Here is a 21,260-nt window from a genome sequence, read left to right on the forward strand (position 1 = left end):
GATTATGATTGTTGAGACGGCCCGGGGCGGCGATTGCGCCGCGCCCGGACCCCCTGGTGTCGTTCGCGGATCAGCGGAAGTTCACGGTCTCGTTCTTGCCGTCCTTGACCTCGATCTCGCGGTAGCTGCCGGCGCTTTCGCCCGGTCCGATCAGTTCCACGGCAGAGGCACCGACGTAGTCGATGTCGCCACCCTCGGCGATGATCTTCAGGCCCTTGGCCAGTTCACCCGGATAGATCTTCTCGCCCGGCGCGTTGGCCACTTCGAGGATCTTGGGGCCATAGGCCGCCGGATCGGTCGACTTGGCAGCCTGCATGGCGAACATGAACAGGGCTGCAGCGTCGTAGCTTTCCGGGGTATAGGGCGAGGTCGCGTCGAATGCGGAACCGGCCATCTCGGTCAGCTTCTCGATGCCTTCACCGCCGGAACCGGCGATCTGGCCGAAGGAGCCGTTCAGGTCGGGGCCGACGTTCTCGGGCAGGCTGTCGCCGATCATGCCACCGGGCAGGCCGAAGGTGTCGAAGGCACCGGTGTCGAGCGCGGACTTGATGATGCCGAGACCGCCCTGGTCGAGATAGCCCGCAACGACGAGGATGTCGCCGCCTGCAGCCGCCAGTGCACCGACTTCGGCCGAGTAATCGGCCTTGCCGTCTTCGTGGGCCGCCATGATGGTGACTTCACCGCCTGCGGCTTCGAACGAGGTCTTGATCGCGTCGGCGAGACCCTTGCCGTAGTCGTTGTTGGTGTAGGTCAGAGCGATCGACTTGATGCCCTTGTCCATCAGGATCTCGGCCATCACCTGGCCTTCGCGCGCATCCGACGGAGCGGTGCGGAAGAACAGGTCGTTGTCTTCGACGGTCGAGAGACCCGGCGAGGTGGCGGAGGGCGAGATCATGACCATGCCGTTCGGGATGGCCACGTTCTGCAGGATTGCACCGGTCACACCCGAGCAGTCGCCGCCGATGATCCCGGCCACGCCGTCAGCGATCAGACGTTCGGCGTTGGAGGTGGAAAGACCGTTGTCGATACAGCCGGTATCGGCGCGAACGCCGGTGACGGAGGAGCCGTCCATGAACGCGCCGCTGTCGGTGACTTCCTTCATCGCCAGTTCGGCGCCGCTGGCCATCGCCTCGGTCAGAGATTCGATGGGTCCGGTAAAGCCGATCAGAATGCCCAGTTTGACATCTTCGGCATAGGCCGCGGACGTGGTAAGAGCCATTGCGGCCGTAGCCATCAGCAGCTTTTTCATTGATTTACTCCCTGATTGGAACATGTTTGTTCGCGTCGAGCCTAGGCGTGGAAAAATAAAAAGAAAAGTCCCTTAGCGCGCGGTTTCGCGGCTTACGCCACTGGTTGCCCGCACGTTATGCAGGCGTGCGTGGGAGGCGAGACAACAGGCCGCCTCGTTTGACGAGTGGAGCGAAACGGGCTGCTGCAAAACAGGTTAATCATTCACTTCCGGAGCGCTGTGTGACGTGAATTGGCCGACCGGACGAAGGAAACTCGACTACCGTCCCTAACGTCCTATCTACTTAATATACAATATCTTGCGGTCTATTTCTGATGTTTTGGTGGATGTTCCAAACCCGTTAATGGTCAACCGACCCGCACAGTTGGTTGCCGCTGAATGGTTGACCGCTCCGCAATACTCCCGCCATTCCGGACCGCGGCTAACGTCAATCAGGTGTTGAAAATTTCATCGCGGGCGGGCGCCAAAATAGGGTGATCACCTGAGAGACACGCCGCACCGTGGCTGTTAGCAAGACGGGCGTGAGTGATTGCAGCAAAAAGTTCTAGTTACACCAAGTTATTACCCGTTCCAGTCGGGGTCGGCCCAAGCTCATGCAGCGGGGTCGAAGACGGAAACACCGCATCGGTTCAGACTGGATCGATGAGGGCTTCCCATCCCGGCGGCCGTCGGGGCGAGGTATGGCCCCTTGCCCGGGTGGACGGGACAATCGAAGGAGACGGTGACCGGTTCATCGTCTCCTGTTTTCTTTCCACAGATCGGCGAAACCGGTCGAAGGTCAGATCGACAGACGCGTCGCGTGGCTGCCGCGCTCGCGGTAGGGCGTGGTGTCGTAATGGGCGCGGTAGCACTTGGAGAAGTGGCTGGGCGAGGCAAAGCCGCAGGCCAGCGCCACGTTGATCACGCTCATGTCGGTCTGCATCAGCAGGTTCCGCGCTTTCTGCAGGCGTAGCTCCATGTAGTAGCGCTTGGGCGACCGGTTCAGGTAGCGCCGGAACAGCCGTTCCAGCTGCCGCGTCGACATCCCAACGTCCTTGGCCAGGATCGAGGGGCTGATGGGCTCCTCGATGTGGTTTTCCATCATCTGGATGACCTGGCTCAGCTTGGGGTGCCGCACTCCGATGCGGGTCGGGACCGAGAGGCGCTGCGTGTCCTGGTCGGTCCGGATCGAGGAATAGATCAGCTGATCCGCCACCGCGTTGGCGAGATCCTCGCCATGCTCGTCTGCGATCAGCTTGAGCATCAAGTCGATGGAGGAGGTGCCGCCCGCCGTCGTCATGCGGTTACCGTCGACGACAAAGACCGACTTGGTCAGGTTCACCTCGGTAAACTCCTCGGCAAAGCTGTCGGAGTTCTCCCAGTGGATCGTGGCCCGCTTGGAATCCAGCAACCCGGCCTTGGCAAGAGAGTAGGCCGCCGTGCAGAGGCCACCGACCTTCAGACCCTTGCGGGCCTCGCGGCGGAGCCACGCCAGCAGCTTCTTGGTGCTCGACGCCTGGATCTCGATGCCGCCGCAGACCATGATGGTATCGTCGCGCGACAGCTCGTCGAAACCGCCATCAACCTGGAACACGGTGCCGGCCGAACATGCCACCGGAGCACCGGATTCGCTGACCAGCCGCCAGGCGTAGAGCGTCTTGTCGGACATGCGGTTAGCGATGCGAAGGCTCTCCAATGCCGAGGCAAAGCTCAGCATGGTGAAATTGTCGAGCAGGACAAAGACGAACTGACGGGGTTTTGTGGCTCCCGAGGCCACTCTGACAACTTGGCGTTGCTCTTGCATGGGTAGCGTCCTTGATGCCTTGCAGAGCGGTCCGTGGACCCTCGATGATCCACTTGGTCAGAGGTCAGGCGCGACGTCAAGGGTCGCAATTCGGTTGTGGTATGTCCTCCCGCTGTTTTGTATAAGGACGGCCCATAGTGTTGAAACCGGAGGACAGGGCCATGGGCGACTGGCGTAAAACAGACTGGCGCGCGAAACCGCGGGTACAGATGCCCGATTATACCGACACGGCTGCATTGACGGCCGTGGAGGCACAGCTCGCAAAGTATCCTCCGCTGGTTTTTGCAGGCGAGTCCCGCAGGCTGAAGAAGCACCTCGGTGCCGCCGGGCGTGGCGAAGCCTTTCTGTTGCAGGGCGGCGACTGCGCCGAGAGCTTCGAGCAGTTCAGTGCCGACGGCATCCGCGATACCTTCAAGGTCATGCTGCAGATGGCCATGGTGCTGACCTATGGCGCCAAGGTTCCCGTAATCAAGGTGGGCCGCATGGCCGGGCAATTCGCCAAGCCGCGCTCGGCCCCGACCGAGACGGTGAATGGCGTCGAGCTGCCCAGCTACCGCGGCGATATCATCAACGAGCTGGCCTTCACGCCCGAGGCGCGGATTCCCGATCCGGCCAAGATGCTGCAAGCCTACACCCAGGCGGCAGCGACGCTGAACCTGATCCGGGCTTTTTCGACCGGGGGTTACGCGGACGTGCACCAGGTTCACGCCTGGACGCTGGGCTTTACCGAGGGGCGCAAGGCCGAACGCTATCGCGAACTGGCAAACCGGATCACCGACACGCTCGACTTCATGTCGGCCGCTGGCGTGAACCGCGATACCGCGCATACGCTGCAGTCGGTCGAGTTCTACACAAGCCACGAGGCCCTGCTGCTGGAATACGAAGAGGCGCTGACGCGTCTTGATTCCACCTCGGGCAACTGGCTCGCGGGCTCGGGCCACCTGATCTGGATCGGCGACCGGACCCGGCAGCCGGACGGTGCGCACGTGGAGTTCTGCCGCGGCGTGCTCAATCCGATCGGGCTCAAGTGCGGGCCCAGCATGACGCCAGACGACCTGAAGGTGCTGATGGCGCGGCTGAACCCGAACAACGAGGCGGGCCGCCTGACGCTGATCACGCGCTTTGGCGCCGGCAAGGTGGGCGAACACCTGCCGCGTCTGGTGCGTGCGGTGCAGGAAGAGGGCGCCAACGTGGTCTGGGTCTGCGATCCGATGCACGGCAACACCATCAAGTCCTCGACCGGCTACAAGACGCGGCCCTTCGAGTCGGTGCTGCGCGAGGTGCGCGAGTTCTTCGGGGTTCACGCCTCGGAAGGGACAGTTCCCGGCGGCGTGCATTTCGAGATGACCGGTCAGGATGTCACCGAATGCACCGGTGGGGTCCATGCCGTCACCGACGAGGACCTGTCGGACCGTTACCACACGGCCTGCGACCCGCGCCTGAATGCCAGCCAGTCGCTGGAACTGGCATTCCTCGTGGCCGAGGAACTGACCAGCCTGCGCAACGCCCGTCAGGCGCGTGAAGCCGGCTGAGCGGAACGTATCATGGAACAGCGAAAGGGCCGGCAATCGCCGGCCCTTTTTCGTGGTGTGATGATCGGACCAAAGCGGTCAATTGTCGGTCTTGATCAGCCGCAAGCGCGGGCGGCCGGTCGAGGCCGGTTTCGGCCCACGGGGCCGGGGCTCGGCAAAGCCGAGGGTCTGGTCCTGATACGAGGTGTCGGGGAGGGCGTAGCGCAATCCGCCCACGGGACGGAAGGTCGTCTGGCTTATCTCGAAACGGGCCGGGCCACGGTCCGGGCGGGTGTTCGAAACGAGGACGCCCAGCGTCCGGCTGATTTCGCCGAGATCGCTCTTCAGCGGCAACATGATCATATGGGCTTCGCTGGCGGGCTGGGCGAAACGGGGTTCGCCGGTCAGGGCAAGCTCCGCGATCGCCGGGGTGCCAAAGACCTGTTCCAGCGCATCGGCAATGGCGTCGCGGGCGGCAGGAACGAAGAAGGCGGTCAGGGGCATTCCCCTGACCTCCATTCCGGCGGCGCGGTTCAGGTGCTGTCCGGCTAGTCGGAAACGGGCGATGCCGGGCGCGATGCGTTCTAAGATAAACGCGTACTCAAGGATGTTTTCCAGACCGCGCGGGTCGATCTGGGTGCGCCGCGGGATCCCGGCGCCCTCGCGTAGCGCCGACCAATAGGCTTCGGCCTGGCGGATCGGGGATAGGCTCGTCAGGCCGCGGAAACTCTGCATGTCCACGATATTGTTCTCGCCCTCGCGGTCGGACCTTGTCTCAACTCTCACCTTTGTCGCTCCCGGCGCGCCGATGCAGGAGCGTCTGCTCCGGCAATCACGCTGCCTGCATCGGACGTTTGATACTCGTTGTGCTGAACACCCCGATATCTGCCACGTTTTGCTTCAATTTTGGAGAAACTTCTTAACTAATGGTTAACGGTGCGGACCCGTGGCAAGGATTGGCTGAGTCCTGTTTCTGCGCCGGGGGGTTGCCCTGCAGGGGGCGATGGCTTTACCTGCGCCCGACCGTCCCCGGGGGAGGGACCAAAGTTTCGGAGCAGACCCGACATGATTTCGTCGATGACCGGTTTCGCCTCGGCAAGGGGAGAGTTGCCGCCGTTCTCCTGGGCCTGGGAACTGCGCAGCGTTAATGCCAAGGGGCTGGACCTTCGCCTGCGCGTGCCGGACTGGCTCGACGGGCTCGAGGCCGCATTGCGGGCAGACCTGTCCAAGGCGCTGACCCGCGGCAACGTCACCCTGTCGCTGCGCCTGTCCCGCGACGAGGCAACCGGCGATCTCGCGCTGAACCGTCAGACCCTCGCAGCGGTGCTGGACGCGCTGGCGGAAGTCGAGGCCGACGCGCTTGAGCGTGGGATAAACCTCGCGCCGTCCAAGGCGAGCGACCTGCTGGGCCTGCGCGGAGTCCTCGACAGCTCGGTCGGCGATGTCGATCCCGCGCCTCTGGTCGCCCGGCTGCGCGCCGAGTTTCCCGCGCTGGTCGAAAGCTTCCTGCAGATGCGCCGGGATGAAGGCGCGCAACTGGCGTCTGTCCTCGGGGAACAGGTCGGCCGGATCGAGGCACTGGCCGTTCAGGCCGCGGCGCTGGCCGAGGCCCGCAAGGATGCGATGGCCGATACGCTGAAGGCGAACCTTGCCCGGGTGATGGACTCCGCAAATGGCGCAGACCCGGACCGCGTGGCGCAGGAACTGGCGCTGCTCGCGGTAAAGGCGGATGTGACCGAAGAGATCGACCGGCTGAACGCCCACGTGGCCGCCGCGCGCGATCTGCTCTCCAAGGGCGGCGCGGTGGGGCGAAAACTCGATTTCCTGATGCAGGAATTCAACCGCGAGGCCAACACGCTCTGTTCCAAGTCGCAATCGGTCGAACTTACCGGCGTCGGGCTCGAGCTGAAGGCCGTCATTGACCAGATGCGCGAGCAGGTCCAGAACGTCGAGTGACACGGAGATGACCACGGACATGAGCAACCGGCGCGGCCTTCTTATCATCCTGAGCTCGCCCTCCGGCGCGGGCAAATCCACGTTGGCCAAGCGGCTGCGCGACTGGGATTCGGGCCTGATCTTCTCGGTCAGCTCCACCACCCGCGCCCCAAGGCCGGGCGAGGTAGATGGCAAGGACTATCACTTTACCACCGAGGCCGCCTTCAAGGCGCAGGTGGCCAATGGCGACATGCTGGAACACGCCCATGTCTTCGGCAACTTCTACGGCTCGCCGCGCGGTCCGGTGCAGGACGCCATCGAGGCGGGCAACGACGTGCTGTTCGATATCGACTGGCAGGGCGCCCAGCAGATCCGCAACTCGGCGCTGGGTCAGCACACGCTGTCGATCTTCCTGCTGCCGCCGTCGATCAAGGAACTGCACCGCCGCCTGATCGGACGCGGGCAGGACGACTCCGACACCATCGCGCGGCGCATGCAACGCAGCTGGGACGAGATCAGCCACTGGGACAGCTATGACTTCGTGCTGGTGAACGATGACCTCGACGCGACCGAGGAGAAGCTGAGGACCATCGTGACCGCCACCCGGCTGCGCCGGATCCAGCAGCCGGGGCTGACCGGCCATGTCCGGACCCTGCAAACCGAATTCGAGGAGCAACTATGACCATCTATGCGCTTGGCGCCGACACGCCGCAACTTCACCCCGACACATGGGTCGCGCCGGACGCCAACGTCATCGGCAAGGTGATCATGGAGGAGGGGTCCTCGGTGTGGTTCGGCTGCACGCTGCGGGCCGATCACGAGATCATCCTGATCGGCGCGGGCAGCAACGTCCAGGAAAACTGCGTGATGCATATCGACGCCGGGTTTCCGTTGACCATCGGCAAGAACTGCACCATCGGGCACAAGGCCATGCTGCACGGCTGCACCATCGGGGACGGAACACTCGTCGGGATGGGTGCGACCATCCTCAACGGGGCGCGCATCGGCAAGAACTGCCTGATCGGGGCAGGGGCGCTGGTGACCGAGGGCAAGGAAATCCCCGACAACTCGCTGGTCATGGGCTCCCCGGGCAAGATCGTGCGCGAGATCGACGAGAAAGCCCTGCAGCGAATGATGGGCGGCACGCTGCATTACCAGGAACATATGCGCCGTTTCCGCTCGGAACTGAAAGTCGTCTCCAAATGAAGAACTCCAAGGGGTCACTGCTGCGGCCCGATACCCTGCCCGAGAGCGCATCGCGCCCGGTGGTCACGCCGCTGTCGCCCTCCGTGGTCTATGCCAGCGAAACGCCCGACGCCCTCGATGACCAGTACGAGGGCCGGACGCAGGGCTACACCTACTCGCGCGAGGGTCATCCCAACGCGGACGTCGTTGCAGCGCGCATCGACCGGATGGAGGGCGTCGAGGGCGGCGTCGTCACCGGGTCGGGCATGGCGGCGGTCACGGCGGTTCTGATGGGGCTGCTGAAGTCGGGCGATCATGTGATCGGGGGCAATCAGCTCTACGGTCGCTCGCTCCGGCTGATGAAAGAGGACATGCCGCGCCTTGGCATCGCGACCTCGCTGGCCGATCCTGGCGATGTTGGCGCGATGCGGGCCGCCATCCGTCCCGAAACCCGGATGATCCTTGTCGAGGTGGTGTCGAACCCCACGCTGCGGGTGGCCGATATCGCAGGCATCGCAGCACTGGCCAAGGAACATGGGCTTCTGCTGGTGGTCGACAATACCTTCACCACGCCGCGCGGGTTCAAACCCTTCGAGCATGGCGCCGATATCGTGATCCATTCGATCACCAAGCTCCTGTCGGGACACTCCGACGTGATGCTTGGCTATGTCGCGGCGCGGGATCCTGCGCTGGCCCAGCGGCTGCGCGTCTTCTCGGTCACCACCGGCCTGACCGCGAGCCCCTTCGACTGCTGGCTGGCCGAGCGCGGAATGCTGACTTTCGAACTCCGGTTCGAGCGGGCACAAGCCACGGCGGCAACCTTGGCGGATCATCTCGCTGGGCTGCCGGGCGTGGCTCGGGTGATCTACCCAGGCCGCTCCGATCATCCCGATCACGCGCGCGCTCAGGAACTGCTGGGCGACAATGCCTGCAACATGGTGAGTTTCGAGCTGAAGGGCGGGCGCGCCGCCGCCAATGCCTTTACCCGTGCGGCCGAAGGTCTGGCCTTTGCACCGACGCTGGGCGATGTGGGCACGACCCTGTCGCACCCCGCGTCCTCCTCGCATCGCGCGCTGACGCCCGAGGAACGGACCGGTCTGGGCCTGTCGGAAGGCTTCTTCCGCGTGTCGGTCGGGCTTGAGGAGCCGCAGGCGCTTTGCCGCATCTTCGCCGACGCGGTTGCCGCCGCCGTCGCCTGAGTCCGGAGACACCTATGCCCGAGGATACGCTGGGACACCTTCTGGCCGCCATGCCGATCCCAGTCCTGCTGGTGGAGGCGGGCGAGCGCATCGCTGCGGCCAACGCGGATGCGCTCACACTCCTCGGGCAGCAGATCCAGGGGCGGCACTTCGCCACTATCCTGCGCCAGCCCGAGTTGGCCGAGGCCATCGAAGGAACTCTCAGGGACGAACGGCCGCGCCAGGTGCGCTATCTCAGCAACGATGGCGCGCATGACACCACCTTCGACGTGTCCTGCCGTTACGTGCCGTCCTCGCGCGGGGTGCTAGTGGCCTTCCTCGACGTGACCCACATGGAGCAGGCGGGCCAGATGCGGCGCGACTTCGTGGCCAATGTCAGCCACGAGCTGCGCACGCCACTGACCGCGCTGATGGGGTTCATCGAGACCCTGCGTGGCGCCGCCGCGGACGATCCAGCGGCGCGCGACCGGTTCCTTGCCATCATGCAGGACGAGGCCGGGCGAATGAACCGACTGGTCGGCGACCTGCTGTCACTGAGCCGTGTCGAGAGCCAGGAGCGGGTCCGACCGAAGGATCCGGTGGACCTCGCCGACAAGATTTCGTCGGTGCTGAACGCCATGCGCCCGCTGGCAGAAGAGGCAGGGGTTACGTTTCACTACGTCAAGCCCGACAGCCCCGTCATGGTGCCGGGCGATTCCGATCAGATCCGGCAGATCTTCACCAATCTGGTGGAGAATGCCCTCAAGTACGGCGGATCCGGCGAGACCGTCACGGTGACGCTGACGACCTCTGAGCGCGACCCGGCGCTGCGTGCGCCTGCCGCGCGGGTTCAGGTCATCGACAAGGGGCCGGGCATCGACCCGATGCACCTTCCGCGCCTGACCGAGCGCTTCTACCGGGCCGACAACCACCGGTCTCGGATGCTGGGCGGCACCGGCCTTGGCCTTGCCATCGTAAAGCACGTGGTGAACCGTCACCGGGGTCGGCTGAGGGTCGAAAGCGAGCTGGGGCAGGGCGCTACCTTCACGGTGATTCTGCCAATGTAACAGTTTCGTGGTGAGCGCCGTCAGGTGCGGCCGCGGATCCGTGAATCCGTCACAATTGGCGGTGAATCCGTTTTCTGTAATGGGTTGAGGCGCTTCCGGTCTTCGCGTTGACAGTGGGCAGCCCAAACTATTTTGCGGAAACGCTGGTTGTCATATAACTGTTACACAGCTGTCACAAAACCATTGCTCAGGGCCGGTAGCTGCAGGCCCAAGATCATCATGGGGGTGATCGCAATATTCCTGAACAGGAGGAACGCATGTCGTTCGCAAAAATGACCGTTTCCGGGCTGGCCCTCGCCGCCCTGTCCGCAACTGCTGCTGTCGCGCGTGACCAGGTGCAGGTCGCCGGCTCCAGCACCGTGCTGCCCTACGCGTCCATCGTTGCCGAAGCCTTCGGCGAAAACTTCGACTTCCCGACCCCCGTCGTTGAATCGGGCGGCTCCTCTGCCGGCCTGAAGCGCTTCTGTGAAGGTGTTGGCGAGAACACCATCGACGTCGCCAACGCATCGCGCAAGATCAAGGACAGCGAAGTGAAGGCCTGCGCCGACGCCGGCGTGACCGACATCATCGAAGTCCGCATCGGTTATGACGGCATCGTGTTCGCCAGCCAGCTGAACGGCCCGGCCTACGACGCCTTCGAGCCCGCCGACCTCTACAACGCCCTGGCCGCCAAGGTCGTCAAGGACGGTGCTCTGGTCGACAACACCTACGCCCAGTGGGCCGACTTCAACGGCGACCTGCCGGCAGAAGACATCGTTGCCTTCATCCCGGGCACCAAGCACGGCACCCGTGAAGTGTTCGAAGAAAAGGTGATCCTGGCCGGCTGTGAAGCCACCGGCGCCCTGGAAGCCTACAAGGCCGAGAACGGCGGCGACGAGAAAGCTGCCGAGAAGTCCTGCATGACGCTGCGCACCGACGGCAAGTCGGTCGACATCGACGGCGACTACACCGAGACCCTGGCCCGCATCGACAGCAACCCGAACGGGATCGGCGTCTTCGGCCTGGCCTTCTACGAAAACAACACCGACAAGCTCAAAGTCGCGACCATGTCCGGCGTTGCAGCTTCGACCGAGTCCATCGCTTCGGGCGAGTACCCGGTGTCGCGCCCGCTGTTCTTCTACATCAAGAAGGCCCACATCGGCGTGATCCCCGGCCTGAAAGAGTTTGCCGAGTTCTTCGTCTCTGACGAGATCGCTGGCCCCGATGGCCCGCTGGCCCAGTACGGCCTCGTGTCCGACCCGGAACTGGCCGACACCCAGGCTGTCGTTTCCGAAGAAAAGACCATGGGCAACAACTCGTAAGAGTTGATCTCCCGACCGGGGCGCCTGCCGCCCCGGTCATTCCCTGCGATCATCCGAAAATACCGACGGAGCGGCTGCCATGCCCGTGATCTGGATCGTCACGTTTCTTTTAGTTCTTTCCATTGCGGGATATGTCGCCGGCCGCGCCCGGGCATTTCAATCCGCGTCGGGCGATGTCCGACAGATGCATTCCCTTCCCGGATACTACGGCTATAACGTCGCGCTGACCTCACTGGTGCCCGCGCTGCTGGTCCTCGCCGTCTGGCTGCTGGTCCAGCCGATGCTGATCGAGAGCCGCGTGGCCGGGATGCTGCCCGCCGAGGTCATTCCCGAGGGTTCGAACCAGAGCCTGGTGATGAGCGACGTGCGCCGCGTGGCCGAGGGCCTCGATATCGCCATCGAGCGCGGCGTGATGACCGAAGAGTCCGCCAGTTCGATCCGCACCGAGTTTACCGACGTGCGCGGTCGCCTCGGTGAGGTCGGCGTTGCGCTCGGCTCCGATGTGCGCCCCGAAGTGCTCCGCGCCGCGCAGGCCTACCGCTCGATGAGTTCCAAGGGTTCGCTGGCGATGACCATCGTGGTCGGCCTGCTGGCCATTGGCGGGCTCGCGCTTGCCTTCAGCCGGACCAACAAGGACTTCCGCGCCCGCAACGTGGTGGAGCGCGGCGTGATGGCGCTGCTGATCCTCGCGGCCTGCATCGCGATCCTCACCACCATCGGCATTGTCCTGTCGATGCTGTTCGAGACGATGAACTTCTTCCGCCTGCACTCGTGGACCGACTTCTTCTTCGGCTCTACCTGGGCCCCGAACTTCCGCGGTGACAGCGACCTGTCGATCCTGCCGCTGCTCTGGGGGACGCTCTACATCTCCTTCATCGCACTGCTGGTGGCGGTTCCGATCGGCCTCTTCGCGGCGATCTACCTCTCGGAATACGCCAGCAACGCGGTCCGCTCGGTCGCCAAGCCGCTGCTCGAGATCCTCGCCGGTATCCCGACCATCGTCTACGGTCTCTTCGCCCTGCTTACCGTGGGTCCGGCCCTGATGAAGGTCTTTGGCCAGGGCGGCATGGCCGGCGTCGGCTGGATGAGCGGCGCGACGTCGGTGCTGACTGCCGGTCTCGTCATGGGTATCATGCTGATCCCCTTCGTGTCCTCGCTGTCCGACGACATCATCAACTCAGTGCCGCAGGCGATGCGCGACGGTTCGCTCGGGCTCGGTGCCACGCAGTCCGAAACTGTGCGTCAGGTGGTCATGCCCGCCGCGCTCCCCGGCATCGTCGGTGCCATCCTGCTGGCGGCCTCGCGCGCCATCGGTGAAACCATGATCGTGGTCATGGGGGCAGGGGCCGTCGCCAAATTCTCGGTCAACCCGCTGGAATCGATGACCACCATCACCACCCGGATCGTCAGCCAGCTGACCGGCGACACCGATTTTGCCAGCCCCGAGACGCTGGTGGCCTTCGCCCTCGGCCTCACGCTCTTTGTCCTTACCCTCGGGCTCAATATCCTGGCGCTCTACATCGTGCGCAAATACCGGGAGCAGTACGAATGACCGATATCACCAATCTCCCGGGAAACGCCGCCGAACCGCGCAAGCACGGCTCGCTCCTTGAAAAGGACGCCCGGACCGCACGCCGCAACGCCGCCGAGAAACGGTTCCAGGTCTACGGCATGGTGGCCATCGGCATCGGCCTCCTGATGCTGGTCATCCTCGTCGTCAACATCTTCAGCCAGGGCCTCGGGGCGTTCCAGCAGACCTTCGTCACGCTCGAAGTTCAACTGGACGAGTCCAAGCTCGACAAGAACGGCAACCGGAACCTCGAGGAAATCAAGAAGGTCTCGACCTTTGGATATGCGCCGCTGATCCAGCAGGCCTTCGAGGCCAAGGTCGCCGCTGACGGTATCGAGACTGCGCTGCCCGGCAAGGCGATGGCAGACATCCTGTCGAAGAGCGCCGCCGCACAGCTGCGGGACTTCGTCATCGCCAACCCCGACGAGATCGGCAAGACGGTCGAGTTCCGCTTTCTCGCCAACAGCCGCGTCGATGGTTACCTCAAGGGGCGCGTGACACGCGAGTCCATCGTGAACGACAAGAACGTCACCGCCGAGCAACTGGATTTCGTCGACGCGCTGAAAGAAGATGGCGTGCTGGCCAAGACCTTCAACATGAGCTTCATCACCGGTGCTGACGCCTCCGACCAACGTCCGGAGGACGCGGGCATGGGCGTGTCGATGCTGGGCTCGCTGTTCATGATGCTGGTGGTCCTGATCCTGTCCCTCCCGATCGGCGTCGCGGCGTCGATCTACCTCGAGGAATTCGCGGCCAAGAACTGGCTGACCGACATCATCGAGGTGAACATCTCGAACCTCGCGGCGGTACCTTCTATCGTTTTCGGTATCCTCGGCCTCGCGGTCTTCATCAACTACATGCACCTGCCCATGTCGGCTCCGCTGGTTGGGGGCCTCGTGCTCACGCTGATGACCCTGCCGACGATCATCATCTCGACCCGTGCCTCTCTGAAGGCAGTTCCGCCGTCGATCCGCGACGCTGCGCTTGGGGTCGGCGCCTCGAAGATGCAGGCGGTGTTTCACCATGTGCTGCCGCTCGCCGCACCGGGGATCCTGACCGGCACCATCATCGGCCTGGCCCAGGCGCTGGGGGAAACCGCACCGTTGCTGCTGATCGGGATGGTCGGTTTCATCGCCTCGAACGCGCCTGACAGCATCGCGTCGGGCCTGCTCTCGCCGAACTCCGCCATGCCTGCCCAGATCTACGAATGGGCGAAACGCGCGGATCCGGCCTTTTACGAACGCGCTTGGGGCGGCATCATCATCCTGCTGCTGTTCCTGATCACAATGAACACGGTGGCCGTGATCCTGCGCCGCCGCTTTGAACGCCGCTGGTAAGGAGCGTCACATGAACCAGATGACTGCTTTGGAGAAAGACGTGGACACGAACGAAATCAAGATCAACGCAAGTAACGTCCAGGTTTTCTACGGCGAATCCCACGCCATCAAGGATGTGAACGTCCAGATCGAAGACAAGACCGTCACGGCCTTCATCGGCCCGTCGGGCTGTGGCAAGTCGACCTTCCTGCGCTGCCTGAACCGGATGAACGACACCATCGACATCTGCCGTGTCGAGGGCGAGATCCTGCTGGACGGCGAGAATATCTACGACAAGAAGGTCGATCCGGTACAACTGCGCGCCAAGGTGGGCATGGTGTTCCAGAAGCCGAACCCGTTCCCCAAATCGATCTACGACAACGTGGCCTACGGGCCCCGGATCCACGGCCTTGCCAAGAACAAGGCCGACCTGGACGAGATCGTCGAGAGGGCCCTGCGCCGTGGCGCCATCTGGAACGAGGTCAAGGACCGTCTGCACGCACCGGGCACCGGTCTGTCGGGCGGTCAGCAGCAGCGTCTGTGCATTGCGCGCGCCGTGGCAACCGAACCGGAAGTCCTGCTGATGGACGAACCCTGTTCCGCGCTCGACCCGATTGCCACCGCGCAGGTGGAGGAACTGATCGACGAACTGAAGCAGAACTATTCGGTCGTCATCGTGACCCACTCGATGCAACAGGCCGCGCGCGTCAGCCAGAAGACCGCCTTCTTCCATCTCGGAAACCTCGTCGAGTTCGGCGAAACGGGCCAGATCTTCACCAACCCCGTCGACCCGCGCACCGAGAGCTACATTACCGGCCGTATCGGCTGAGGAGTATTTGACAATGTCGGATCAACACATCGCATCGGCCTTCGACCGCGACCTCGAAGCCATTCAGGCCCGGATCATGAAGATGGGCGGCCTCGTCGAGGCGGCTATCCGCGACGCCGCCACCTCGCTGGAGAACAGCGACGAGGAGCTGGCCGAACAGGTGCGCAAGGGTGACCTTGCCATCGACGGGCTGGAAGAACTGATCAACGAAGAGGCCGCGCGCGTCATCGCGCTGCGGGCTCCGACCGCGATCGACCTGCGCCTCGTGCTCACGGTCATGAAGATCAGCGGCAACCTCGAACGCATCGCTGACTATGCCAAGAACATCGCCAAGCGGACCGGTGTCCTGGCCCAGATGTCGCCGGTGCCGGATGCCGCCAGCGCCCTGCGCCGGATGGCACGTGAGGTCGAGCTGATGCTGAAGAACGCGCTCGATTCCTACATCCAGCGCGATGCCGAACTGGCCGAGGACGTGATCCAGCGCGATCTGGAAGTCGACCAGATGTACAACGCCCTGTTCCGCCAGTTCCTGACCTTCATGATGGAAGACCCGCGCAACATCACGCCCTGCATGCATCTCCACTTCATCGCCAAGAACGTGGAGCGCATGGGGGACCACGCCACTTCGATCGCCGAGCAGGTGGTCTATCTCGTCACGGGCGACCGTCCGGACGAAAGCCGTCCCAAGGCCGATCTGACTTCGGAAACGGCGATCCTGGACAAGTAAGCCGATGACTGCAAACCAACCCACCGTACTGGTCGTCGAGGACGAACCGGCGCAGCGCGAGGTGCTGGCCTACAACCTGGAAGCCGAAGGCTTCCGGGTGCTCAAGGCCGAGACCGGCGATGAAGCGCTGCTGCTGGTCGACGAGGACATGCCCGACATCATCGTGCTCGACTGGATGATGCCGGCCCTGTCCGGCATCGAGGTCTGCCGCCGTCTCAAGATGCGCCCCGAGACCCGCGGGATCCCGATCATCATGCTCTCAGCCCGGTCCGAGGAAGTCGACAAGGTGCGCGGGCTCGAAACCGGGGCCGACGACTACGTGGTCAAGCCCTACTCCGTCATCGAACTGATGGCGCGCGTGCGCTCGCAGCTGCGTCGGGTCCGCCCTGCCACCGTGGGCCTGCGGTTGGAGTACGACGATATCGTTCTGGATGCCGAGACCCACAAGGTCAGCCGTTCGGACAAGCCGCTCAAGCTCGGTCCGACCGAGTTCCGCCTGCTGTCGACCTTCATGGAGAAACCGGGCCGGGTCTGGAGCCGCGAGCAACTGCTCGACCGGGTCTGGGGGCGTGACATCTATGTCGATACCCGCACCGTGGACGTCCATATCGGTCGCCTGCGCAAGTCGCTGACCCAGTACGGCGGCGAAGACCCGGTGCGCACCGTGCGCGGTGCGGGGTACGCGCTCGGCTAAGGTCCGGGCTGTTGATGCGAGGATGGGGGCAAACCCCATCCCGCGTCACAACGGAACCGGTCAGATGGGGTTTGCCCCCACCCCACCAAGCTCAAAAGACAGAAGAAGCCGCGTGATGGCCGCTTAGTTACTTGCGCCGCCATTCCACGCGGATGAACAGCCCCCAGGCCACCACGCACATCAGCGCCAGTGCCGCCCAGGTCAGGGCATAGCTCAGGTGAGCATTGCGGAAGGACACGACGGTCTGACCGCCAAGTGGCCAGGCACCGGCCGAATCCTCGTCGGCATCCACGAAATAGGGCGCAGCCTTTACCAGTCCAAGAGCCTGCGTGATCGAGCCGATGTCGCGGCGATACCAGAGCCGTTCGTCGGGGTTGTTCTTGCGGGAGAACAGCCAGCCCTTGCTTTCCGAAATGCGCAGCAGTCCGTTGACGGTCTGCGTGCCTTCGGGCGCGGGACGGGTTGCCGCATCCTTGAACTCTTCCGGCACCAGCCCTCGGTTGATCAGGATCACGGTGCCATCGTCGCGGTCCAGCGGCGTCAGGACCCAGTAGGCGGGACCATAGGCCGAAGGGGTATAGATCAGCACCTCTTCGTCGTTGCGGAAGGTGCCGGTCAGGCTCACGTGACGGTATTCGTCCCGTTCCGCCGAAATGTCGGGCCACGCGCCGGGCCCGGGCGCGGCGACGGGGGCGGCATGCACCCGCTCATCCACCCGCTCGATCAGGTTCAGTTTCCAGTGCAGGCGCTTAACCTGCCAGACCCCGAGCGAGGTGAAGCCCGCCGCGCCGATCAGCGCGGCGAGCGTCACGACTGCAATCAGCAGCCAGCGACGGCGGGGCGCCATGTGGATACGCTCCGCCATGGCCATCAGTGATCCGTCCCGTGGGACGCATCGTGCGTCTGAACCGGCATGGCTTCGCCGCCCGACATCTCGCTCATGTTGCCGGGGCTCATCGGCATCATGTTGGCGTTCATGTTGTGCATGACCCAGAGCGACCCAGCGAGCACGATGAGAAGGATCACCGCCGCGAGGATGGTCGCGGCCAGCGTCCAGCCACCTTCATTGCTGCTGTTCAGATGCAGGAAGTACACGAGATGGACGATGATCTGCACGGCACCGAGGCCCATGATCAGGCCGATTGCCCATTCACGGGAGAGGTCGAACTCTCCCATGACGATGGCGAAGGGCACGACCGTCAGCAGAGCCGACAGGCCAAAGCCCGTCATCAGCTTGCCCATGGTGCCGTGCGAGGAGTGGCTATGTGCGCTCATCAGATCAGCCTCACGAGATAGACGAAGGAGAACACCCCGATCCAGACGAGGTCGAGGAAGTGCCAGAACATGGACAGCGTCGAGAGGCGCTGCATGTTCGCCGGGATCAGGCCGCGCAGACGCAGCTGTACGATCAGCGTGACCAGCCAGATCAGGCCGCCGGTGACGTGGAGTCCGTGGGTCCCGACCAGCAGGAAGAAGGCCGAGAGGAAACCCGAGCGTTCCGGGCCCGCACCGATGTGGATCAGGTGACGGAACTCGTAGATCTCCATGCCGATGAACCCGAGGCCGAAGATGCCCGTGATCACCAGCCACAGGGTGGTGGCGTTCAGGTTGCCGCCCTCTGCCTTCAGCATCGCAACACCGAAGGTGATGGAGGAGAACAGCAGCAGCGCGGTTTCGATGGCGACAAAGCCGGGCTCGAACAGGTCATGCGGGGCAGGGCCACCGGCATAGTTGTAGCCCAGCACGGCATATGTGGCGAAGAGCGTCGCGAAGATGATGCAGTCGCTCATCAGGTAGATCCAGAACCCGATGGGCGTGGCGCTCTCGTGGTGGTGATCCGGGTGTGCGTCGGGGCCCGCGGGCCCCTCCACAACACCGGTCAGCGGGGTGTCGAGCATTGTCATGCCGGTTCTCCCTTGCGCTCGGTGGCTGCGACGACGGATGCGGGGATCCAGTGGTCGCGGTCATAGTTGAAGGTATGGGCGATGGCGTAGCCGATGCAGCCCAGCAGCGAGATCGCCGCCAGCCACCAGATGTACCAGACCATGGCGAAGCCAAAGACCAGTGCACCCGCCGCGAGCACGATGCCCGTCGAAGTGGAGTTCGGCATGTGGATCGGCTGGTAGTTCGTCGACCACTTGAAGCCGTTCTGCTTCATCCGCCACCACTCGTCACGGCCGTGAACCACGATGTTCTCGGGGAAGTTGTAGGGCGCCGGCGGCGACTGGGTCGCCCATTCCAGCGTCCGCGCATCCCAGGGATCGGGGCCGCAGGCCAGCTTCTTGCGGTTGATGATGGAGTAGGCGAAGTTGATGAAACCACAGGCGATGCCGCAGGCGATCAGGACCGCGCCAAAGGCGGCGACCACGAAGTAGATCTGCCAGGCCTGATCCATGTAGGCGTTCAGACGGCGGGTCACGCCCATCAGTCCCAGTGCATAGAGCGGCATGAAGGCGAAGTAGAAGCCGACAAACCAGAACCAGAAGCTGCGGCGGCCCCACTTGTCGTCCAGCTTGAAGCCGAAGGCCTTGGGCCACCAGAAGGTGACGGCAGCATAGACCCCGAACACCACGCCGCCGATGATCACGTTATGGAAGTGCGCGATCAGGAACAGCGTGTTGTGCAGCTGGAAGTCAACCGGGGGAACGGCCAGCAGAACGCCGGTCATGCCACCGATGGTGAAGGTCACGATGAAACCGGTGGTCCAGAGCATCGGCACTTCGAACCGCACGCGGCCCTTGTACATGGTGAACAGCCAGTTGAATATCTTCACGCCCGTGGGCACCGCGATGATCATCGTGGTGATGCCGAAGAAGGCGTTCACGTTGGCGCCGGAGCCCATGGTGAAGAAGTGGTGGAGCCACACGACGAAGCTCAGCACCATGATGCAGGCAGTCGCCCAGACCATCGTCTTGTACCCGAAGAGCGGCTTGCCCGAGAAGGTCGAGACGATCTCGGAGAACACGCCGAAGATCGGCAGGATCAGGATGTAGACTTCCGGGTGGCCCCAGATCCAGATCAGGTTGATGTACATCATCGAGTTCCCACCCATGTCGTTGGTGAAGAAGTGGAACCCGAGGTAGCGGTCGAGGGTGAGCATGGTCAGCGTCGCGGTCAGGACCGGGAACGCCGCAACAATCAGCACGTTGGTGCAGAGCGTCGTCCAGGTGAAGACCGGCATGTCGAACAGCTTCATGCCCTTGGCGCGCATCTTGAAGATGGTGGCGATCAGGTTCACGCCCGAAAGCGTGGTGCCAACCCCGGCGATCTGCAGCGACCAGAGGTAATAGTCGACCCCGGGCCCGTGCGAGAACGCCGATCCGGAGAGTGGCGGGAAGGCCAGCCAACCGACGCGGGCGAACTCACCTATGAACAGCGAGACGTTGACCAGCAGCGCACCTGCCACCGTCATCCAGAACGAGAAGTTGTTCAGGAAGGGGAAGGCCACGTCGCGGGCACCGATCTGCTGCGGCATGACGTAGTTCATGATGCCGGTGACGAAAGCCATCGCCACGAAGAAGATCATGATCACGCCGTGCGCGGTAAAGACCTGGTCGAAGTGGTGCGGGGGGAGGTAGCCCTCCGATCCGCCGGCGGCGAGCGCCTGTTGCGCGCGCATCATCAGGGCGTCCGCGAAACCGCGGATGAACATGACGAAGCCAAGGATCATGTACATGATCCCAATTTTCTTGTGGTCGACGCTGGTCAGCCAGTCACGCCACAGCGGGACCCAGAGGCGGAAATAGGTCATCAGGGCGACAACCGCGATACCGCCGAGGACGATACCGGCGAAGGTGCCGACCAGAATGGGTTCGTGGTAGGGGATCCAGTCAAGCGTGAGACGGCCGAAAATCGGCGAGATCGTCTCGGGCGCCGTGAGTGCGGGTTCAGTTGCCATTGGCAATGTCCTCGTCCTGGGCGAGTCGCAGCGGCGCGGCGCTCGCGTGGTCGTTGTCGTGAGTGGTGAGGCTCGCTTCGGGCCGCGGGAGCGGACGTCCGAACCCGTCGATGGCACGGTCCTGGTCGTACTCGTACTTGTGCTCGTCGGCGATGCCTTCGAGGCCGCCGCCGCCCTGCTCGTCGATCATCATCATGTGATCCATGCAGACCTTGCCCTCTTCGACGCAGAGGCCGCGGATGCGGTCGAACAGACCGTCATCGACCTTGCCGAAGTAGCGGACCGGCTCGTTGAACGAGGGGGTTTCCACCTTGAGATAGTTGGCGCGGGTCAGGTCGTCGCTGCTCAGCTTGACCTTGGTCACCCAGCCTTCGAAATCATCCTCGCTCATCGAGATGGTATCGAAAGTCATGCCCGAGAAACCCGGCCCGGAGTAGTGGGCCGACCGGCCCGCGAACGTGCCGATCTCGTTGGCGACGAGGTGCAGTTTGGTCTCCATCCCGGCCATCGAGTAGATCATGCCGCCGAGGGCAGGCACCGAGAAGGTGTTCATGACAGTAGAAGAGGTCAGGCGCAGGTTGATCGGGCGCCCCTCGGGGATCGCCAGCTCGTTGATCGTCGCGATGCCCTGCTCGGGATAGATGAACAGCCATTTCCAGTCGAGCGAGACGGCTTCGACTTCGACCGGCTCGGCCGCGATATCCAGCGGGCGGTAGGGGTCGAGGCGATGGGTATAGACCCAGGTGAAGGCCCCCAGCGCGATGATGATCACGATGGGACCGCCCCAGACCATGTATTCGATCTTGTTCGAGTGGGCCCAGTCGGGGGCGTAGTCGCTCAGGTCCTTGCGGTCCGCGCGATAGCGCAGCGGGAACCACACGGCCATGACGAGGACCGGAATGATGACGATGAGCATGAGGAGTGTGGAGATGACCAGCAGGTTGCGCTGCTGTTCACCAACCCATCCGGCGGGAGAAAGGATGTCGTAGTTGCAGCCCGAAAGGACTGCCACGACCC

At 63.6% G+C, this 21,260-nt stretch carries 20 protein-coding genes; 12 read left to right on the forward strand and 8 right to left on the reverse strand.

The window, feature by feature from the left end; genetic code table 11:
- Positions 1 to 70 precede the first annotated feature (70 nt).
- Positions 71 to 1,249 carry an ABC transporter substrate-binding protein gene (locus DDT93_RS04310; protein WP_109464541.1) on the reverse strand — a complete coding sequence of 393 codons (1,179 nt, stop codon included), beginning with the start codon at positions 1,247 to 1,249 and terminating at the stop codon, positions 71 to 73.
- Positions 1,250 to 2,027: 778 nt separating this feature from the next.
- On the reverse strand, positions 2,028 to 3,032 hold the full coding sequence (locus DDT93_RS04315; protein ID WP_109464542.1) for a GlxA family transcriptional regulator: 1,005 nt from the start codon (positions 3,030 to 3,032) through the stop codon (positions 2,028 to 2,030).
- Between the two features lie 161 nt (positions 3,033 to 3,193).
- Here DDT93_RS04315 and DDT93_RS04320 point away from each other — a divergent pair, with 161 nt between their 5' ends.
- Positions 3,194 to 4,564, forward strand: coding sequence for a class II 3-deoxy-7-phosphoheptulonate synthase (locus tag DDT93_RS04320; protein WP_109464543.1), 1,371 nt, complete (start codon positions 3,194 to 3,196; stop codon positions 4,562 to 4,564).
- Positions 4,565 to 4,642: 78 nt separating this feature from the next.
- Here the strand turns inward: DDT93_RS04320 and DDT93_RS04325 are convergent, their stop codons facing one another.
- Entirely contained in the window at positions 4,643 to 5,329 is a 687-nt protein-coding gene (locus DDT93_RS04325; protein ID WP_408607906.1) for a PAS domain-containing protein, read from the reverse strand.
- A gap of 279 nt (positions 5,330 to 5,608) precedes the next feature.
- On the opposite strand from DDT93_RS04325, the gene DDT93_RS04330 reads away from it, so the two are divergent.
- The 11 genes from DDT93_RS04330 (at position 5,609) to phoB (ending at position 16,345) form a co-directional block, all read left to right on the forward strand.
- The gene (locus DDT93_RS04330; RefSeq protein ID WP_109464544.1) at positions 5,609 to 6,499 is read left to right on the forward strand and encodes a YicC/YloC family endoribonuclease; all 891 of its coding nucleotides are present in this window, start codon (positions 5,609 to 5,611) and stop codon (positions 6,497 to 6,499) included.
- Between the two features lie 19 nt (positions 6,500 to 6,518).
- Positions 6,519 to 7,160: a guanylate kinase gene (gene gmk, locus DDT93_RS04335; RefSeq protein ID WP_109464755.1), complete on the forward strand. Its 642-nt coding sequence runs from the start codon at positions 6,519 to 6,521 to the stop codon at positions 7,158 to 7,160.
- The gene (locus tag DDT93_RS04340) at positions 7,157 to 7,684 is read left to right on the forward strand and encodes a gamma carbonic anhydrase family protein (RefSeq protein ID WP_109464545.1); all 528 of its coding nucleotides are present in this window, start codon (positions 7,157 to 7,159) and stop codon (positions 7,682 to 7,684) included. Before gmk ends, DDT93_RS04340 begins: the two co-directional genes overlap by 4 nt.
- Positions 7,681 to 8,862: a trans-sulfuration enzyme family protein gene (locus DDT93_RS04345; RefSeq protein WP_109464546.1), complete on the forward strand. Its 1,182-nt coding sequence runs from the start codon at positions 7,681 to 7,683 to the stop codon at positions 8,860 to 8,862. The genes DDT93_RS04340 and DDT93_RS04345 overlap by 4 nt, the downstream gene beginning before the upstream one ends.
- Before the next feature lie 14 nt (positions 8,863 to 8,876).
- Complete coding sequence (locus tag DDT93_RS04350) at positions 8,877 to 9,908, forward strand: ATP-binding protein (RefSeq protein WP_109464547.1); 1,032 nt, start codon at positions 8,877 to 8,879, stop codon at positions 9,906 to 9,908.
- 257 nt (positions 9,909 to 10,165) lie between these two features.
- Entirely contained in the window at positions 10,166 to 11,209 is a 1,044-nt protein-coding gene (locus DDT93_RS04355; RefSeq protein ID WP_109464548.1) for a substrate-binding domain-containing protein, read from the forward strand.
- Positions 11,210 to 11,288: 79 nt separating this feature from the next.
- Positions 11,289 to 12,761, forward strand: a complete 1,473-nt coding sequence (gene pstC / locus DDT93_RS04360; protein ID WP_109464549.1) for a phosphate ABC transporter permease subunit PstC — start codon at positions 11,289 to 11,291, stop codon at positions 12,759 to 12,761.
- Positions 12,758 to 14,116: a phosphate ABC transporter permease PstA gene (pstA, locus tag DDT93_RS04365; RefSeq protein ID WP_109464550.1), complete on the forward strand. Its 1,359-nt coding sequence runs from the start codon at positions 12,758 to 12,760 to the stop codon at positions 14,114 to 14,116. The genes pstC and pstA overlap by 4 nt, the downstream gene beginning before the upstream one ends.
- Positions 14,117 to 14,126: 10 nt before the next feature.
- Positions 14,127 to 14,924 (forward strand): phosphate ABC transporter ATP-binding protein PstB, encoded by a 798-nt coding sequence (gene pstB, locus DDT93_RS04370; RefSeq protein ID WP_109464551.1) that lies wholly within the window; start codon positions 14,127 to 14,129, stop codon positions 14,922 to 14,924.
- A 13-nt stretch (positions 14,925 to 14,937) separates the two neighbouring features.
- Complete coding sequence (gene phoU / locus DDT93_RS04375) at positions 14,938 to 15,651, forward strand: phosphate signaling complex protein PhoU (protein WP_109464552.1); 714 nt, start codon at positions 14,938 to 14,940, stop codon at positions 15,649 to 15,651.
- Positions 15,652 to 15,655: 4 nt separating this feature from the next.
- Complete coding sequence (phoB, locus tag DDT93_RS04380; protein ID WP_109464553.1) at positions 15,656 to 16,345, forward strand: phosphate regulon transcriptional regulator PhoB; 690 nt, start codon at positions 15,656 to 15,658, stop codon at positions 16,343 to 16,345.
- A gap of 127 nt (positions 16,346 to 16,472) precedes the next feature.
- On the opposite strand, the gene DDT93_RS04385 is transcribed toward phoB, so the two are convergent.
- The 5 genes from DDT93_RS04385 to cyoA are packed head-to-tail and all read right to left on the reverse strand — an operon-like array spanning position 16,473 to position 21,255.
- Complete coding sequence (locus tag DDT93_RS04385) at positions 16,473 to 17,216, reverse strand: SURF1 family protein (RefSeq protein ID WP_232825361.1); 744 nt, start codon at positions 17,214 to 17,216, stop codon at positions 16,473 to 16,475.
- Positions 17,216 to 17,620, reverse strand: coding sequence for a cytochrome o ubiquinol oxidase subunit IV (gene cyoD, locus DDT93_RS04390; protein WP_109464554.1), 405 nt, complete (start codon positions 17,618 to 17,620; stop codon positions 17,216 to 17,218). Before cyoD ends, DDT93_RS04385 begins: the two co-directional genes overlap by 1 nt.
- Complete coding sequence (cyoC, locus tag DDT93_RS04395; RefSeq protein WP_198654782.1) at positions 17,620 to 18,243, reverse strand: cytochrome o ubiquinol oxidase subunit III; 624 nt, start codon at positions 18,241 to 18,243, stop codon at positions 17,620 to 17,622. The genes cyoD and cyoC overlap by 1 nt, the downstream gene beginning before the upstream one ends.
- A 2-nt stretch (positions 18,244 to 18,245) precedes the next feature.
- A complete protein-coding gene (cyoB, locus tag DDT93_RS04400; RefSeq protein WP_109464556.1) occupies positions 18,246 to 20,243 on the reverse strand; it encodes a cytochrome o ubiquinol oxidase subunit I in 1,998 nt (665 codons plus the stop codon).
- Positions 20,233 to 21,255 carry a ubiquinol oxidase subunit II gene (gene cyoA, locus DDT93_RS04405; protein WP_232825362.1) on the reverse strand — a complete coding sequence of 341 codons (1,023 nt, stop codon included), beginning with the start codon at positions 21,253 to 21,255 and terminating at the stop codon, positions 20,233 to 20,235. The genes cyoB and cyoA overlap by 11 nt, the downstream gene beginning before the upstream one ends.
- Positions 21,256 to 21,260 lie beyond the last annotated feature (5 nt).

Origin of the sequence: Albibacillus kandeliae (assembly GCF_003116585.1) — a bacterium.
Classification (GTDB): Bacteria; Pseudomonadota; Alphaproteobacteria; order Rhodobacterales; family Rhodobacteraceae; genus Albibacillus; species Albibacillus kandeliae.